The organism is Roseovarius sp. B-10, assembly GCF_056859295.1.
On the sequence record NZ_JBSXOE010000035.1, the window covers coordinates 23,008 to 40,140 of the forward strand.

Genomic DNA, 17,133 nt, shown 5'->3' on the forward strand with positions numbered 1-17,133 from the left:
TCCAGGCCAAGGGCGACCCCCGGCCGATCTCAGGCAGTCAGCCCCTCCGGCTCGGGCAGGCCGTTCGCGCGGCAACAGGCGGTGACGGTATTGGCCAGCAGGCAGGCGATGGTCATCGGCCCCACGCCGCCCGGCACCGGGGTGATCGCGCCCGCCACCGCCGCGCAGCTTTCGAAATGGCAATCGCCCACCAGCCGGGTCTTAACGCTGCCATCCTCGTTCGTGCCGCGTTCCGGCGCCTCGATCCGGTTGATGCCGACATCGATCACCGTGGCCCCCGGCTTGATCCACTCGCCCGGCACCATTTCGGGGCGGCCGACGGCGGCCACCACGATGTCGGCGCGGCGCACCACGTCGGGCAGGTCGCGGGTGCGCGAATGCGCGATGGTCACGGTGCAGCTCTCGCCCAGCAAAAGCTGCGCCATCGGCTTGCCGACGATGTTGGAGCGCCCGACAACCACCGCATCCAGCCCGCTCAGCGATCCCAGATGGTCGCGCAGCATCATCAGGCAGCCCAGCGGTGTGCAGGGCACCATGCTTTTCTGCCCGGTGCCCAGCAGGCCGACGTTGGAGATGTGAAAGCCGTCCACGTCCTTGGCGGGGTCGATGGAATTGATCACGAGGTCCGAATCGATATGCCCGGGCAGCGGCAGTTGCACGAGGATGCCATGCACGTCCGCATCGTTGTTGAGCGTGTCGATGAGCGCCAGCAGGTCGGCCTGCGAGGTGTCGGCATCCAGCTTGTGCTCGTAGGAGTTCATCCCCGCCTCGACGGTCTGCTTGCCCTTGGAGCGGACGTAGACCTGGCTGGCCGGGTCCTCGCCCACCAGCACCACGGCGAGGCCGGGGGTGATCCCGTGCGTTTCCTTCAGCCGGCTGACATGATCGCCCACCTTGCCCCGGATGGTGGCCGCAAAGGCCTTGCCGTCGATGATCGTCGCGCTCATTGCCCGTGTCCTTTCCGTTATTGTGCCGCGCCGGTATAGGTGGCGCGGTAATGCTCCATCTGCATCCGCGTGGCCAGCACCGCGTTCTGCATCAGCACCGACACCGTCACCGGCCCGACGCCCCCCGGCACCGGCGTGATCCAGCCCGCCACCTCGGCGCAGCTATCGAAATCGGCGTCGCCCACCGTCTTGCCGCCCTCGGGCGTCTCGACCCGGTTGATGCCGATGTCAATGAGCGCCGCGCCGGGCTTGAGCATCTCGCCCGTGACCAGACCAGGCTTGCCCACTGCCACGAACACCACGTCCGAGGCGCGCGAATGCATCGGCACCGAGCGCGTCATGTGATGGCACACCGTCACCGTCGCGCCCAGCCCCATCATCAGAAAGGCGATGGGCTTGCCGACGATCTCGGAATGCCCGATCACCGTCACGTCCAGCCCCTCGAGGCCGAGCGGCAGCGTCTTGAGGATTTCCACCGCCGCCACCGCGGTGCACGGCCCGAGCGCGAGATCGTTGTAGACGATATTGCCGATCGAGGCGGGGTGCATCCCCTCCACGTCCTTGAGCGGGTGCACCGCCTTTTGCAGCGCCTTGACCGGGATATGCGCGGGCAGCGGACGCTGGATGATGATGCCATTGACGCGCGGGTCGGCGTTGAGCCCGGTCAGCACCCCGGTCAACTGCTCGAGCGAGATGTCCTCGGGATAGGCGCGGGTCTCGAACTCCACCCCCGCCTGCTCGGCCGCGCGGCCCTGGTTGCGCACGTAGATTTCGGCGGCGGCGGTGTCGCCCACGCTGACCGACACCAGCCGCGGCATCCAGCCCGTCTCGGCCAGCGCCTGCGCCTGCGCACGGGTGTCCGCGCGCATCCGGGTGGCGATGGCCTTGCCGTCGATGACCTGTGCGCGCATGTCGCTCTCCCGCCAACGTGTCGCGGGGCCCGGTCGCCTGCGCGACACGGGCCCCGCGGAGAGGATCAGAACAAGCCTTCGATCTGGCCCGCGTCGTTGAGGCGGATGTTCTCCGCCGCCGGGCGCGAGGGCAGGCCCGGCATGGTCATGATCTCACCGCAGACCACCACGACGAACCCCGCCCCCGCCGACAGCCGCACCTCGCGGACCGGCACCGAATGCCCGGTGGGCGCGCCGCGCAGGTTGGGATCGGTGGAAAAGCTGTACTGCGTCTTGGCCATGCAAACGGGCAGGTTGCCATAGCCCTGCGCCTCCCAGTCCTTCAACTGGTTGCGGATCTTGGCATCGGCCAGCACTTCGTCGGCTCGGTAGATCGACTTGGCGATGCGCTCGATCTTGTCGAACAGCGGCAGGTCGTCGCGGTAAAGCGGGGCGAATTGCGACGCGCCGCTCTCGGCGATCTCGATCACCTTCTGCGCGAGTCCCTCGGCACCCTCGCCGCCGTGCTCCCAGTGGCGGCTGAGCACCGCCTCGCTGCCCTGCGTCTCGACATAGGCCTTGACCGCCGCGATCTCGGCATCGGTATCGGTGACGAAATGGTTGATCGCCACGACCACCGGCACGCCAAAGGACTTGAGGTTGCCGATGTGCCGCCCGAGGTTGGCGCAGCCCTCCTCGACGGCCGCGACATTCTCGGCACCCAGATCGGCCTTGGCCACGCCGCCATTCATCTTCATCGCGCGCACGGTCGCCACCAGCACCACGCAATCGGGCGCGAGCCCGGCCTTGCGGCACTTGATGTTCATGAACTTCTCGGCGCCCAGATCGGCGCCAAAGCCCGCTTCGGTCACCACGTAATCGCTCAGCCGCAGCGCGGTGTTGGTGGCAATGACCGAGTTGCAGCCATGCGCGATGTTGGCGAACGGCCCGCCATGCACGAAGGCGGGGTTGTTTTCCAGCGTCTGCACGAGGTTGGGCTGCATCGCGTCCTTCAGCAGCACGGTCATCGCGCCCTCGGCCTTGATGTCGCGGCAGAACACCGGCGTGCGGTCGCGGCGATAGGCCACGATCATCGCGCCGAGCCGCTCCTCGAGATCCTTGAGGTTCTTCGACAGGCACAGGATCGCCATCACCTCCGACGCGACGGTGATGTCGAACCCGCCCTCGCGCGGAAAGCCGTTGGCGACGCCGCCGAGGCTCACGTTGATCTGCCGCAGCGCGCGGTCGTTCATGTCCACCACCCGGCGCCAGACCACCCGGCGCACGTCGATATCCTGCTCGTTGCCCCAGTAGATGTGGTTGTCGATCATCGCCGACAGCAGGCTGTGCGCGCTGGTAATGGCGTGGAAATCGCCGGTGAAATGGAGGTTCATGTCCTCCATCGGCACGACCTGCGCGCGCCCGCCGCCCGCGGCGCCGCCCTTCATGCCGAAATTCGGGCCGAGGCTCGCCTCGCGGATGCAGACCGTGGCCTTCTTGCCAAGACGGTTCAGCCCGTCGCCCAGCCCCACGGTGGTGGTGGTCTTGCCCTCGCCCGCGGGGGTGGGGTTGATCGCGGTCACGAGCACCAGCTTGCCGGTCTTGTTGCCCTGCACCGAATCGATGAAATCCTGGCTTACCTTGGCCTTGTCATGGCCGTAGGGCAGCAGGTGATCGGACGGGATGCCCAGCTTGGCACCGATCTCCTGGATCGGTTTCTTCTGGGCCTCGCGCGCGATCTCGATGTCGGATTTATAGCTCATGTCCGGTCCTTTCCCTGGGCGGGGTGGGGGGTTGCGTCACCCCCGCCTATAACGGCTTTGCCCACGCACGAGAGAGGCGAATCCGACATATCCCGCCCCACTTGCGGCGGGCTGTCGCAGGCGCGCGTCAGCTGCGCATACAATCGTGTTCCGACCATGCCGGCTGATCGGGGATGTGCAGTCGCAGCATCTCGCCCAGCGCGATTCGCCCTTCGCGCTCGACCCAGGCGGTGACGCCCCGCCGGCCCTCCGATGCTGGCTTGAAGCCCTTGCCAAGCCCCGGCATGTGCCGCTCGATCACCCGGGCAGGCAGCTGGCAGGGCCGGTTCTCCATGTCGATCACGAGGGTCGCGCCCGACGGCCCCTGAAGCCGCGACGAGGGCGGCACATGGGTGAAATCGGGGATGCCCTCGATCACCAGCGACGCGCCCAGCCAGGCGGGCGCAAGCGCCTCCACCCCCATCTCCGCCGCGATCGCCGCCATCTCCTCGGCCGACAGCACCGACAGCTGCCGCACGTTGGCGATCTCGGTGTCCCGGGGATGCTGCGCCACGACCCGGCTGCACGAGGGCCGCGTGCGCCCGCCATGCGCCTCGCCCGCGATCCCGGCGAATGTCAGATCGGCCGCTTCCAGCGGCTCTGCCTCCAGCCGTGCCTCGCGATCCGTCACCCGGCCCAGCCACACCACACGCGCAGTGAACTCCGTCGGTTTCAATGCCGGCATGGCCGCCCTCCGCGCTTCATCTTGCCAGAAATATCCGCCCCGCAGGGCCGCTTGCCATCCCGCTCAGACCGTGAGGGTAAAGAACAGCCGCCGGAACGGGAACAGCACCGTGCCATCGGCGCGCACCGGATAGGCGGTGTGCATCACCTCCTCGTAGCGGCGGATGATCTCGGCCTTCTCGTCCGGCTCCAGCATCGCCAGCACCGGGCGGGCATAGGTGCTCTCGGTATAGCGGCGCACCGGGTGGCTGCCCGGCTCGGCGGTCAGGCGCTGGTAGTAATCGGTCTCCCACAGCCGTAACTGCCCCAGCCCGGCCAGCAACTCCTCGTAGCGCACCGGCGCCATCACGCCGGGGGTGCCCATCTTGCCGGTCCCGCCGGGGCGGAACTCCTCGGCAAGGCTGAGCCAGACCCGGTGCGAGGGCGCCTTGTTCTGGTGCGGCATCTGCACGGCGAGCGTGCCGCCCTTGCCCAGCATCCCGGCCAGCCGGGGCATCAGCACCTCGTGGTTGCCGACCCAGTGCAGCACCGCGTTGGAATAGATCATCCCCGGCGCGCGGCGCGGGTGCCACTCGGCGATGTCGGCCTGCTGGATCGCGTCGTATCCGCCAGCCGCCCGCGCCTTTTCCAGCATGGCGGGGCTCGCATCCACGCCGATCAGGCTGCGCCCGGGGGCGCGGGCGCGCAACGCTTCGGCCATCACCCCGTTGCCACAGCCAAGATCGACCACGTCGCCCGCCCCCATCTGTCCGACCCCGTTCAGCAGGTCGAGCGCGGGGCGCAGACGCTGATCCCGGAACCGTGCATAGGCCCCGGGATTCCAGTCCTGCTGCTGGGGCGCGGCCCGGCTCACGTCGAGGGCTCGGGCTCCAGCCCGCCATCGCCGCCCTCACCGCCGCGCGAGGATTTGGGCTTGGTCTTGGGAACGGCGATGACAGAGGGTTTCTCGGTCACCGGCGCGCTGCCCTCGTCGCCGCCCGATTCCGGCGGATCGCCCGCCATCACGCGGCGGATCTCGTCGCCGGTCAGCGTTTCGTATTCCAGCAGTCCCTCGGCCAGCCGCTCCCATTCCTTGCGGCGCTCCTCGAGGATAGACTTGGCGCGCTGAAAGGCCTCGTCGATGAGGCGCTTGACCTCGTCCTCGATCAGCTCCTTGGTATGCGCCGAGATCGAGAAGCCACCAGCGGCGTTGCCCATGTAGCCCTCGTGCGCCTGCTCGTAATCGACATTGCCGACCTTGTCGGACATGCCCCAGCGCATCACCATCGCGCGCGCGAGCCCACTGGCCTGCTGAATGTCGCCCGCCGGGCCGTTCGAGACGTTGTCCTCGCCGTACTTGAGGATTTCCGCCGCCTTGCCGGCCATCGTCATCGCCAGCTTTTCCTCGCATTCCGAGCGGTGCCAGTTCAGCCGGTCGATCTCGGGCAGGCTGACAACCATGCCCAGCGCGCCGCCGCGCGGGATGATCGTCGCCTTGTACACGGGGTCGCATTTCGGCAAGGTGAGTCCCACCACCGCGTGCCCGGCCTCGTGAAAAGCGGTCTTTTCCTTCTGGTCGTCGGTCAGCACCATCGAGCGGCGCTCGGCCCCCATCATCACCTTGTCCTTGGCATTCTCGAAATCGACCATGGTGACAAACCGGCGGCCTACCCGCGCGGCGGTCAGCGCCGCCTCGTTGACGAGGTTGGCGAGGTCCGCACCGGAAAATCCGGGCGTGCCGCGCGCGATCAGGCGCAGGTCAACATCCGGGCCCAGCGGCGTCTTGCGGGCATGCACGCCGAGGATCTTCTCACGGCCCTTGATGTCGGGGTTGGGCACCGTCACCTGCCGGTCGAAACGGCCGGGGCGCAGCAGCGCGGGGTCCAGCACGTCCTTGCGGTTGGTGGCGGCGATGATGATCACGCCCTCGTTGCTCTCGAACCCGTCCATTTCCACCAGAAGCTGGTTCAGCGTCTGCTCGCGCTCGTCATTGCCGCCGCCATAGCCCGCGCCACGGTGGCGGCCCACGGCGTCGATCTCGTCGATGAAGACGATACAGGGCGCGTTCTTCTTGGCCTGCTCGAACATGTCGCGCACGCGCGAGGCGCCCACGCCCACGAACATCTCGACAAAATCGGAACCCGAGATGGTAAAGAACGGCACCCCCGCCTCGCCCGCGATGGCGCGTGCGAGCAGCGTCTTGCCGGTGCCCGGCGGGCCCACCAGCAGCGCGCCCTTGGGGATCTGCCCGCCAAGGCGGCGGAATTTCTGCGGGTTGCGCAGGAACTCGACGATCTCCTCGAGCTCTTCCTTGGCCTCGTCGATCCCGGCCACGTCGTCGAAGGTGACGCGCCCGCTCTTCTCGGTCAGCATCTTTGCCTTGGACTTGCCAAAGCCCATCGCGCCGCCCTTGCCGCCGCCCTGCATCCGGTTCATGAAATAAATCCACACGCCGATCAGCAGCAGGAACGGCAGGAGCGAGATCAGGAAGGACTGGAACCCCGATTGATCCTGGCTCTCGGCCTTGACGGCAACGCCGTTCTCGATCAGCCGCTGCGTGATCTCGGCATCCTCGGGGCGGATGGTGGTGTATTGCGCACCGTCAGTGCCGCGGTAGCGGATCGTCTCGCCGTCGATCGTGGCCTCGCTGACCGAGCCCTTATCGACCGCGGTCACGAATTCCGAGTAGGGGACCGCCTGGCTTTGCAGCGTGTTGCCCGATCCGCTGAACAGGTTGAACAGTGCCAGGATCAGCAGGAACAGGATCAGCCAGAAGGCGATGTTGCGCGCGTTACCCAATAGAGATCTCCCGAAATGAGGTCATCGTGCCCATAGCACGGGGCGTTAGTACCTTAAATAGATATTGGCCGCCGGGGTTCAATGAAAGAATGGGCTTTCGAACGGTCGCTGCCCGTGGCGCGCGGTCGCGGATATGCACCTGCTTGCCACGAAATGCCTCAGCCAGAAACCCTGTCCAGATAATCCCCGAACCCGCGCAGCAGGTCCAGCCGCCAGCCATTGGGCCACCCCGCCAGCGGCGCGGCAACGAGGGTGTCGCCCCGCCACAGCCCCGGACTCGCCAGCGCCGAGCCGTGCGGCAGCCCGCCCGCGCGCCAGTCAGGGCAGGCGCGCAGGCCCACCGGCCCCAGTGCCGCCACCGTGGCCCGCCCGGGGCCACCCTTGGCGCGCCAGCGCCCGTCCCACACGGCCCCGGCGGGCGCGCGCAGCCCCGCCACCGCGCGGTATTCCCGCGCCAGCCGCAGATGATCGCGCCCGGCGCTCAGCACGCAGCCCTGCAAATTCATGCGCCGCCCCGCGCGCGCGGCGTCGAGGAACGCCACCCCCGCCGCACCGCGCGGCGGATAGTCCTGCCCGGTCATCCACGCGATCCCCCCCAGCAACAGCCGCCGCGCCGTCTCGTCGGGGAGGGCATCGAAACCGTCGCGCCGCCACAGAAGGTCGCCGCCCTCCTCCCGCGCGATTTCCTGCGCCGCGCGGCGGGCGCAGACGCCGAGCGCCACGCGCGCCTCGCGCAGCCGCCCCGCCGCCGCCGCCAGCGTCCCGGCATCGAGGCCGAGCGGCCCGAGTGTGGCCAGCGCCGCGCGCGCGCGGGTGCGGTCGTAGGCCGGGTCATCGTTGGTGGGATCGTCTGCCCACGCCACCCCCCGCGTCCGCAGCATGTCGCGCAGGTCATCGCGCCCGAGCATCAGCATGGGCCGATGAAAGGTGACACCCTCCGCGCACCAGCGCGCCCGCATCGCCGCCAGCCCGTCCACGCCCGCACCCCGCGCCAGCCGCATGAGAAAGGTCTCGGCCACGTCGTCCGCGGTGTGGCCGATGGCCACGTCCGCGATCCCCTGCCGCCGCGCCCATCCCGCCAGCAGCCGGTAGCGCGCGCGCCGCGCCGCATCGGGCAGGTTGCCCCGCGCCCCCTGCCCGTCCCAGCGCAGGCTATCGTGGCCGATCCCCAACCCGGCACAAACCCGCGCCACCTGCGCGGCCTCGGCGCCTGCCTCGGGGCGCAGCCCATGATCGACGGTCGCCACGCGCAGGGCGGGGCCGCCTTCTTCGCGCCAGTCATCGAGGATGTGCAACAGCGCCAGCGAATCGCTGCCGCCCGATACCGCCACGCCCAAGACCTCGGGCGGGGCCGCGCCGAAATGCGCGCGCACCGCCCCCCCGAGCGCCGCGCCCTCGCCGCTCACGAACAGCCGAGCCGGGCCATCTCCGCCTCTGCCCCGGCCACCGCTTCCGCACCGGGATAGCGTGGCGCGACCTGCCCGAGCGTCACGCAGGCGTCCTCGGTCTGGCCCAGCCGCCCCAGCGCCCGGCCCAGCAGGTAGAGCGCTTGCGCCGCCTCCGGGCCGTCTGGCGCGGCGCTGAACGTGTCGAGAAAGGCGCGTGCCGCAGCACTCTGCTGCCCGTCCGCCTCGAGCGCCCGGCCTCGCAACAACCTCGCCTGCCCGCTCAGCGGGCTGCCGGGGTAATCGTCGAGGAAGGTCGCGAGTTGCTCGGCGGCCTGCGCGTGCTCGCCGGCCTCGAAGGCCGCTTGCGCGCGCTCGAAATCATCGCGCTCGCCCACGGCGAGCTGCGGGCCGTCGGTCTCGCCCCCGCCGTCTCCCGCGCCGGGATTCGTGACGCCACCCGTCGAGGGCGTCACCCCGCCCAGCGTGTCGCCCGGCTCCAGCCCGGCGATGTCACAGCCCGGCTCCATCTCGCACAGGCGAAACTCCAGGTCGCCCACGCGGTTGGTGCCATCCGCCACCACCCGGTCGATGCGGAATTCCAGCTCCTCGGTCTTGTCCGTCAGCCGCTCCACCTGGGCCTCTATCGCGTTGACGCGGTCGAGCATCGGGCCGCCACCCGCTGGCTGCGCGGCCCCGCCCGTGGTGCTCAGCTCGCGCTTGAGCTTCTGCAACTCGACGAACAGCACGGTCAGTTCCTGCCGGATGTCGGCCAGCGTTTCAGCGTCTTGCGCCGCCACCCCTGCGGGGGCGAGGAGCAGCGTTAGCGCGATGGCCTTGAGCGTTGCGCGCATGGCTCCGGCCTCAGCTTACGGACCCGGCGGCGAGCACCGTCACCGCGCGCCGGTTCTTGGCATAGCACGCCTCTTCGCTGCAAATCTCGATCGGGCGTTCCTTGCCATAGCTCACGGTGCGCAGCCGGTTGTCGGCCACGCCGCGGCTGACGAGGTAATCGCGCACCGAGTTCGCCCGCCGCGCGCCCAGCGCGAGGTTGTATTCGCGCGTGCCCTGCTCGTCGGCATGGCCTTCGATGACGGCGGTGTAATCGCTGTTGGTCATCAGCCATTGCGCCTGCGCGTCAAGCGTGGACTGCGCCTGCGCCGACAGCGTGGACTGGTCCACGGCGAACAGCACGCGGTCGCCAACGGCCTGCTGGAAATAGGCCGACGACGTCGGGTCCGAGGCTGCGCCCGACAGCCCGGCACCGCCCGCGCCGGAACCGTCGCCGTCGGCGAACCGGTCGGGATTGGTGCAGGCGGCGAGCGCCAGTCCGGCCACCAGGATGATCGTCTTGCTCAGATAGGTCATGTTGCATTTTCCCTTTTCATTGTACGTGTCATACCACAGGCCGCAGCCCAAGAAAACGCGCGCTCTCGCACACGCCGGTCACTCCTGCAGCGGCCCCCAAGAGGGGTCGCTCGCGCCGCCATTCGTGGGCACCTGCCGCAGGTTGCGGCCGGTGATGTCCACCGTGTAGAGCCGCGCCTCGCCCTGTTCTCCCCGCGTCTCGCGGGTGAACATGATGACGCGCCCATTGGGCGCCCATGTCGGCCCCTCGTCGAGGAAGGACGCGGTGAGAAGCCGCTCCTCGCTGCCATCGGTGCGCATCACGCCGATATGAAAACGCCCCTCCGCCTGCTTGGTAAAGGCGACGAGATCGCCGCGCGGCGACCAGACCGGCGTGCCATAGCGCCCGCGGCCAAAACTGACGCGCTGCGCCTCGCCGCCGCTCGCCTCCATGATGTAGAGTTGCGGGCTGCCCGAGCGGTCGCTCTCGAACACGATGCGGCTGCCGTCCGGGCTGTAGCTGGGCGCGGTCTCGATCGAGGGCGCGTTGGTCAGCCGCACGCTGGCACCGCTGGCGATGTCCATCGTGTAGAGGTCCGTATTGCCGCCCTGCGTCAGCGAATAGAGCACCGTGCGCCCGTCGGGCGAAAAGCGCGGGGCGAAACTCATCGTGCCGTCCAGGGTGGGCAGCGCCCGGCGGCCCACATCGGCCACGTCGAGCAGGTAGATGCGCGGGAACCCCGTCTCGTAGCTGGTATAGAGCACCCGGTCGCCGGTGGGCGAGAAGCGCGGCGCCAGCACGATGGTCGAGGCATCGGTGAGGTAACGCAGGTTCGCACCATCGTAATCCATGATCGCCAGCCGCTTGGCGCGCTCGCCCTTGGGGCCGCTTTCCGACACGAACACCACGCGGCTGTCGAAATAGCCGCCCTCGCCGGTGATCCGGGAATAGACCTGGTCGGCCACCTTGTGCGCGATCCGCCGCCAGCCGTCTGGCTCACCCACAAGCTGCTGGCCGCGGCCCAGCTCCTGCCCGGCAAACACGTCGTGGATGCGGAACTTGACCACCACCCGCCCGGCGCCGTCGAGGTTCACCGCCCCGGTGACCAGCGCCTGCGCATTGATCGCGCGCCAGTCGGCAAACTGCACCGGGCTGTCGAAACTGGTGATGCGGCCGATATGCGCCTCGGCGGGGATCTCGCGAAACAGGCCGGTGCCGCTCAGGTCGGCGGCAATGACGCGCGCGATGCGGGTGGCGAAATCGCGCGCCTGCGCACTCTCGGCCACGAGATCGGGCACAGCAAACGGCATCGGCTCGATGACGCCCTCGGTGATCTCGAGCCGGAGCGGGCCGGAATTCTCCTGGGCGGTGGCTGGCATCGCCCAGAACGTCAGGGCCGCGAGGAGGGTCAGGAAAGAACGTATCATTTGATCCTCATTTTCTCCGGGTTGAATGTCATTTCGATGTCGCGCCACTGCGCGTATTTCTCCTGGGGCAGATCGAAGCCGTCGGCACCGCAGCGGATGATCGCGCGGCGTGCGGCCTCGTAGGCCTGCTGCGCGGCGCTGGCAGAGCCGCCGGTATGGCTCAGCATGCGGATGCTGGACACCTCGGGCTTGCCGGTCTCCGCCATGCTCACGGCGACGACGACCGTGGTGGCCAGCGCATCGGAACTGAGGCTGCCCACGTTCCAGCATTGTTGCACGGCCACGCGCAGCGCGTCCTTTTCCCCGGCCGAAAGCGGCGGGCCGGACGGGCGGCGCTCCGCCGGGGCGCTGTCCTGCCCCAGCGCGGCGGCGAGCGCGTCGCTCACCGCCTCGCGGTCCGTGTCGGGCGGGGTCGGCTCTGGCGGGGTCGGCTCTGGCGGGGCGGTCGCTGTCTCGGTGTCGGATTCCGTCTCTGCCGGGCGCGTGGGCCGCGCGCGCGGGCGGACCGAGGCGGTGGGCGCCGGGGTCTCGGGGCGCTCGGCCTCGGTGACGATCTCGGTCGTGGCTTCCTCGGGGGCGGTCGCCTCCTGCTGATCCTCGACCGCGTCGGCCCCCTCCTCTGGGGCCACCTCGGGGCGGGCCACGTCATCCACCCGCACATCCGGCTCGGACGGGGCCACCGGCTCGGGGGCCACGCGCGGCGCGGGGCGCGGCTGCGGACGCAGCGATGTCTCGGGCACCAGCGCGGCGGTGTCCTCGGACGGAGCGGTCAGCGCGGGGGGCGTGTCGGTCACATCGGTCGGTGCCGGGGCGGGGCGCTCGGGCACCTCGGGGCGCGCGTCGGGGGGCGACGTATCGCTCACCTCGGGCCGGTTCACCTCGGGGGCGGCATCGGTTCCGGACGACAGCGCCGGCGCCGCCTCGCCCTCGGCGGGCGGCGCGGGCGTGTCGACATTGGCCACCGCCTCGGGCGCGCTCTGCCGGGCCATGATGGCGGCGTATTCCTCGGACGACACCGCCACCGCCTCGACCACCTCCACCTGCGGCGGATCGGACTGGAGAACGCCCCCGAGAAAGACCCACCCGATCACCGCCAGGTGGGCCGCTCCCGATATGATCTGTCCGGTGTTCACCCGCGGCACCCCCGGCCTAGCCGTCCCGCCCGTCGAGCGCGGGGCCGCCGGTCTCCGTCACCAGCCCGATATTGGCAAATCCGCCGCGGTTGAGCGCCCCCATCACCTCCATCACCACGCTGTAGGGCGCATTGCCGTCGGCGCGCAGGAACACCCGCGTGCCCTCGCGCTCGGCGGCGATGGCGCGCAACCGCGGCAAAAGTTCACCGCGCGGCACGTCGGTGGTCTGGATACTCACCCGCCCGTCGGCGCCCACCGTCACGGTGAGCGGCTCCTCCTGCTCGCCCGGCAGCGCGTTGGCGGCGGTTTTCGGCAATTCCACCGGCACGCCCACCACCAGCAACGGCGCGGCCACCATGAAGATGATCAGCAGCACCAGCATCACGTCCACGAACGGCGTGACGTTGATCTCGGCCATCGGTCGCGTGCGTCCGCGTCCGCGCCTGCGCCGCCCGCCGCTCTCCCGGTGCTGAACGACCCCCGCCCCCATCGTCAGCTATCCAACTGGCGGCTGAGGATGGTCGCGAACTCGTCGGCAAAGGCCTCGTAGCCCGCCACGATCCGGTCGGAATCGGCGCTCAGCTTGTTGTAAAAGATCACCGCCGGGATCGCCGCCAACAGCCCCAGCGCGGTGGCCAGAAGCGCCTCGGCGATACCGGGTGCGACCACCACAAGGCTTGTGTTCTGCTGTGCCGCGATGGCCATGAAGGAGTGCATGATCCCCCACACCGTGCCAAACAGCCCGATGAACGGCGCGGTGGAGCCCACGGTCGCCAGCACCTGCAACCCGCCCTGCAGGTTGTCGGCCTCCTTGGCGATGGCCACGTCCATGGAGCGGTCGATCCGCGCGGCCGCGCCCGCGATCAATTCGCCATCGTTGCGGTGGCTGCGCCGCCATTCCGTCATCCCGGCGGCGAATATGCGCTCGGACTGCCCGGCGGGGTCCGGCCCGATCTCGTCAAACAGGCCGTCAAGCGGTTCGCCAGACCAGAAACGACGGTCGAACACGCCGGCCTCGCGGCGCGCGCGGCGATAGGTTATGAGCTTCTGAATGATGATCGACCACGCCCAGAACGATGCGATGGTCAGGATCAGCATCACCAGTTTCACGATGAACGTGGCGCGTGCGAACAGCGCCCACATGGAGAAATCCATCTCCTGCGCCAATGCGAGGGTTTCCGCTTCCATTTGCCTGCCTTCATGCCTCGGATGGCCGTTTCCCGGCCTTATCAAGGGCAAATTACCCGATTTCCAAGGGGAAAGCCATGCGCATCCGCCCGCTCACGCGCGATTGAACGTAACGGACCGCGCTTGCGGCGGATATTCGCTTGCAACGGACGTTCAGTCGCTCTCGATCAGCATGTAGCCGCGCCCTTGCACCGTGCGGATGCGCCGTGCGCCCGCCTCGGCGTCGGCAAACAGCTTGCGGCGCAGGCGGCTGATGATTCCGTCCACCGCACGATCATTGATCGTGCGGTCGCCGCCCTGCGCCGCGGTGATGATCCGCTCGCGCGACAGCACCTCGTTGGTCCGCCGGGCAAGCACCATAAGAACGTCGAACTCTCCCTGGCTGAGCTTGACCGGACGCTTGCCCACTCTCACGAGGCGCAGCACGTCGCAGATCTCGATATCGTCCACCTGCCGCAGGAAGTCTCCGGGCCCCGGGCGCGCGCGGCGCGCGTCCGGGGGCGTGACAACGGTGCGCCGCAGGATCGTGCGCACCCGCGCGCTCAACTCTCGCGGGCGCACCGGCTTCACCATGTAGTCGTCGGCCCCCATCTCGAGCGCGAGGTTGGCGTCGATCTCGTCGGCGCTCTGGCGCAGCATCAGGATGCCGGCGGTCGAGTCATTGCGCAGATCGCGCACCACGTCGAAGCCATCCCGCCCCAACGCGCGGTCGCCCACTAGGTAGATATCCACCGCCTTGCGCTTTACCGCTGTGGGGATGTTCAACGCCTTGTGACATGGTGCGAGCCGAAATCCCTCGTTGCTCAGACAGCCCGCCACCATGGTCGTATGCGCACGATCATCGTCAAGAATCATGGCGGTCAGATCGACCAAGAATCGCTCCTTTCAGAAAAATGTGTTATTAATCATAGGTATTAGACTAACATATACTCCAGCTTCAGTCAACCTTCGGGATAGTATTCTTCAATAATTTCAACTCTATGATTTCATAAACTGCAAGCGTGCGTTTGCACAACCTTAGACAACCCTGCCGCATTTCGGACAAATTTCGAAGAAAGATAGTCATTGTTGTAATGGTGCATGAAGCACAACCACAGGCTGCGCGAACCGCCAAGCCAGGACACTGACTGAAGAGGAGTAGAAAAATGAGTATCCAGTTCTTCACTCCACGCGGACCGAAGAATGAGATCATAAGGCTGCCCACCGCCCTGCGCAAAACCGTGCGCTGGCTGCCGCAGATTGGCGATGTCTTTCCCGATTTCAGCGTCGAGACGACCGAAGGCGACCTGAATTTCTGGGAATGGGCAGAAGGTTCGTGGATTCATCTGTTCAGCCACCCGGCGGCCAATACCCCGGTCTGCACCACCGAGATGGCGTCGATCACGGCGCTTTCCGAGGAGTGGCAGGAATTGAATGTCAAACATCTCGCGCTCAGCGGGTCGAGCCTCGGTGAACAGTGCGCATGGCACGGCGATATCGCGCGGCTTTTCGGGCTTGAGGTCGATTTTCCCTGCGCCCACGACCCCGGTCTGCAACTGTCGCGCCTCTTCGGCATGATGCATGACAAGGAGGACGCCAACCGCCCCATCCGCAAGAGCTTTCTCATCGACCCGGGAATGCACGTGGCCATGCTGTTCGAATACCCGACATACCTCGGGCGCAACTTCGAGGAGTTGCTGCGCGTCGCCCGGGCGATGCAGATGCGCGCCACGACCGGCGTGGCAACGCCTGCGGACTGGCAGGGCGGCGACATGGTCATCATCCCCGACAACCGCTCCGAGCAGGAAGTGATCCGCCAGTTCGGCACCGCGTCCGAGCTGCTTCTGCCCTATTTGCGCGTGGCCGGCGCAACCTGATCCTGCGGCTGACCCAGGATGGCGGCGGGCAGGCGCACCGGGCGGCCCGCCCGCGACAGGCAGGCCACCGTCACCACCGCACGAAACAGCAGGTCCTCGCCGCGCCATACCGATTGCGCCATCTCCAGCCGGGCCCCCGTCGCGCGCAGGGTCCGCGTCTCGATCCCGAGCGCGTCGTCAAGCCGCGCAGGTGCGAGAAAATCCGCCTCCACCCGCCGCACGACAAACACGGTGCCCGCCTCGCGCATGGCATTCTGGTCCAGCCCCAGATCGCGCACCCACGCGCTACGGGCGCGCTCGATGAATTTCAGAAAATTGGCGTGATAGACGATGCCGCCCATGTCGGTATCCTCGTAATGGACCTGGACAGCATAGCGATGGGTCATGGCCTGCCTCTCTTGTTGCGCGGCGCAGCCTAGGATCGCGACCCGGTCAGGTCCAGCCGAATGAGACAGCGCCTCGTGCCGAATGCATCGGGGATGGTCCCGACGCGGTGCCCCGGGCCCGTACCCCCGGCGACCCCCCGCCGATCCGCCCGCAAACAGCCCTTTCGCCCGGCCCGCACGCCCCCTATAACGACGCATGGCCCTGGGGCATCCCCGAGTCGCGGGGCCTTTCACCTATGGGGCAACAGGATACGGGCACAGATGGCGATGTTTGACAGAATTCCGAGCTTCTTTTCCTCGGACATGGCGATTGATCTCGGCACCGCAAACACACTCGTCTACGTCAAGGGCCGCGGCATTATCCTCAACGAGCCCTCGGTCGTGGCCTACCACGTCAAGGACGGGGTCAAGAGGGTGCTCGCCGTGGGCGAGGACGCCAAGCTCATGCTGGGCCGCACCCCCGGAAGCATCGAGGCCATCCGGCCCATGCGCGAGGGCGTGATCGCCGATTTCGACACCGCCGAGGCGATGATCAAGCACTTCATCCGCAAGGTGCACAAGCGCTCAACCTTCTCCAAGCCCAAGATCATCGTCTGCGTCCCGCACGGCGCCACCCCGGTCGAGAAACGCGCCATCCGCCAGTCGGTGCTGTCGGCCGGTGCCCGCCGCGCCGGGCTCATCGCCGAGCCCATCGCCGCGGCCATCGGCGCGGGCATGCCGATCACCGATCCCACCGGCTCGATGGTCGTCGATATCGGCGGCGGCACCACCGAGGTGGCGGTGCTGTCCCTCGGCGATATCGTCTATGCCCGCTCGGTGCGGGTGGGCGGCGACCGCATGGACGAGGCGATCATCAACTACCTGCGCCGCCAGCAGAACCTGCTGGTGGGCGAATCCACCGCCGAGCGGATCAAGACCACCATCGGCACCGCGCGGATGCCCGATGACGGGCGCGGCGCGTCGATCCGGGTCCGTGGGCGCGACCTCCTGAACGGCGTGCCCAAGGAGACCGAGATCAGCCAGGCGCAGGTGGCCGAAGCACTGGCCGAACCGGTGCAGCAGATCACCGAGGCGGTGATGACCGCGCTCGAGGCGACGCCGCCGGACCTCGCCGCCGATATCGTCGATCGCGGGGTGATGCTGACGGGCGGCGGGGCGCTTCTGGGCGATCTCGACCTGGCGCTGCGCGAGCAGACCGGGCTCGCCGTCTCGATCGCCGATGACAGCCTCAACTGCGTGGCACTGGGCACCGGCAAGGCGCTCGAATTCGAGAAACAGTTGCGCCACGCGATTGACTACGACAGTTAAC

At 68.2% G+C, this 17,133-nt stretch carries 17 protein-coding genes; 2 read left to right on the forward strand and 15 right to left on the reverse strand.

The features are described 5' to 3' along the window. Nucleotides 1-29 precede the first annotated feature (29 nt). From folD to AC13D8_RS12245, 14 genes are all read right to left on the reverse strand, one after another. The gene (gene folD / locus AC13D8_RS12180; RefSeq protein WP_482969065.1) at nt 30-947 is read right to left on the reverse strand and encodes a bifunctional methylenetetrahydrofolate dehydrogenase/methenyltetrahydrofolate cyclohydrolase FolD; all 918 of its coding nucleotides are present in this window, start codon (nt 945-947) and stop codon (nt 30-32) included. Nucleotides 948-964: 17 nt separating this feature from the next. Next, entirely contained in the window at nt 965-1,858 is an 894-nt protein-coding gene (locus tag AC13D8_RS12185; RefSeq protein ID WP_482969066.1) for a bifunctional 5,10-methylenetetrahydrofolate dehydrogenase/5,10-methenyltetrahydrofolate cyclohydrolase, read from the reverse strand. Nucleotides 1,859-1,923: 65 nt separating this feature from the next. After that, complete coding sequence (locus tag AC13D8_RS12190) at nt 1,924-3,600, reverse strand: formate--tetrahydrofolate ligase (protein WP_482969067.1); 1,677 nt, start codon at nt 3,598-3,600, stop codon at nt 1,924-1,926. Nucleotides 3,601-3,727: 127 nt separating this feature from the next. After that, entirely contained in the window at nt 3,728-4,324 is a 597-nt protein-coding gene (locus AC13D8_RS12195) for an MOSC domain-containing protein (protein ID WP_104019536.1), read from the reverse strand. Nucleotides 4,325-4,387: 63 nt separating this feature from the next. After that, on the reverse strand, nt 4,388-5,176 hold the full coding sequence (locus AC13D8_RS12200; protein WP_129432600.1) for a methyltransferase domain-containing protein: 789 nt from the start codon (nt 5,174-5,176) through the stop codon (nt 4,388-4,390). Further along, nucleotides 5,173-7,101 carry an ATP-dependent zinc metalloprotease FtsH gene (gene ftsH / locus AC13D8_RS12205; RefSeq protein WP_482969068.1) on the reverse strand — a complete coding sequence of 643 codons (1,929 nt, stop codon included), beginning with the start codon at nt 7,099-7,101 and terminating at the stop codon, nt 5,173-5,175. The genes AC13D8_RS12200 and ftsH overlap by 4 nt, the downstream gene beginning before the upstream one ends. A 158-nt stretch (nt 7,102-7,259) precedes the next feature. Further along, nucleotides 7,260-8,507 (reverse strand): tRNA lysidine(34) synthetase TilS, encoded by a 1,248-nt coding sequence (gene tilS / locus AC13D8_RS12210; protein WP_482969069.1) that lies wholly within the window; start codon nt 8,505-8,507, stop codon nt 7,260-7,262. After that, entirely contained in the window at nt 8,504-9,340 is an 837-nt protein-coding gene (ybgF, locus tag AC13D8_RS12215) for a tol-pal system protein YbgF (RefSeq protein ID WP_482969070.1), read from the reverse strand. The genes tilS and ybgF overlap by 4 nt, the downstream gene beginning before the upstream one ends. 10 nt (nt 9,341-9,350) lie before the next feature. Next, nucleotides 9,351-9,854 (reverse strand): peptidoglycan-associated lipoprotein Pal, encoded by a 504-nt coding sequence (gene pal, locus AC13D8_RS12220; RefSeq protein WP_482969071.1) that lies wholly within the window; start codon nt 9,852-9,854, stop codon nt 9,351-9,353. A 78-nt stretch (nt 9,855-9,932) separates the two neighbouring features. Next, a complete protein-coding gene (gene tolB / locus AC13D8_RS12225; protein ID WP_482969072.1) occupies nt 9,933-11,261 on the reverse strand; it encodes a Tol-Pal system beta propeller repeat protein TolB in 1,329 nt (442 codons plus the stop codon). Next, the gene (locus AC13D8_RS12230; protein WP_482969073.1) at nt 11,258-12,394 is read right to left on the reverse strand and encodes an energy transducer TonB; all 1,137 of its coding nucleotides are present in this window, start codon (nt 12,392-12,394) and stop codon (nt 11,258-11,260) included. The genes tolB and AC13D8_RS12230 overlap by 4 nt, the downstream gene beginning before the upstream one ends. Before the next feature lie 16 nt (nt 12,395-12,410). Beyond that, nucleotides 12,411-12,884 (reverse strand): ExbD/TolR family protein, encoded by a 474-nt coding sequence (locus AC13D8_RS12235; RefSeq protein ID WP_104019544.1) that lies wholly within the window; start codon nt 12,882-12,884, stop codon nt 12,411-12,413. Between the two features lie 2 nt (nt 12,885-12,886). After that, nucleotides 12,887-13,582, reverse strand: coding sequence for a protein TolQ (gene tolQ / locus AC13D8_RS12240; protein ID WP_129432607.1), 696 nt, complete (start codon nt 13,580-13,582; stop codon nt 12,887-12,889). 153 nt (nt 13,583-13,735) lie between these two features. Next, nucleotides 13,736-14,455, reverse strand: a complete 720-nt coding sequence (locus tag AC13D8_RS12245; protein ID WP_482969074.1) for a response regulator transcription factor — start codon at nt 14,453-14,455, stop codon at nt 13,736-13,738. A gap of 272 nt (nt 14,456-14,727) precedes the next feature. Between AC13D8_RS12245 and AC13D8_RS12250 the strand changes: the two genes are divergently transcribed. Continuing rightward, nucleotides 14,728-15,438: a redoxin domain-containing protein gene (locus AC13D8_RS12250; protein ID WP_482969075.1), complete on the forward strand. Its 711-nt coding sequence runs from the start codon at nt 14,728-14,730 to the stop codon at nt 15,436-15,438. Here the strand turns inward: AC13D8_RS12250 and ybgC are convergent. Then, on the reverse strand, nt 15,411-15,824 hold the full coding sequence (ybgC, locus tag AC13D8_RS12255; RefSeq protein WP_482969076.1) for a tol-pal system-associated acyl-CoA thioesterase: 414 nt from the start codon (nt 15,822-15,824) through the stop codon (nt 15,411-15,413). The two genes, AC13D8_RS12250 and ybgC, sit on opposite strands and share 28 nt — an antisense overlap. A 261-nt stretch (nt 15,825-16,085) precedes the next feature. Between ybgC and AC13D8_RS12260 the strand changes: the two genes are divergently transcribed. After that, entirely contained in the window at nt 16,086-17,132 is a 1,047-nt protein-coding gene (locus AC13D8_RS12260) for a rod shape-determining protein (protein ID WP_104019548.1), read from the forward strand. Nucleotide 17,133: the final 1 nt, after the last annotated feature.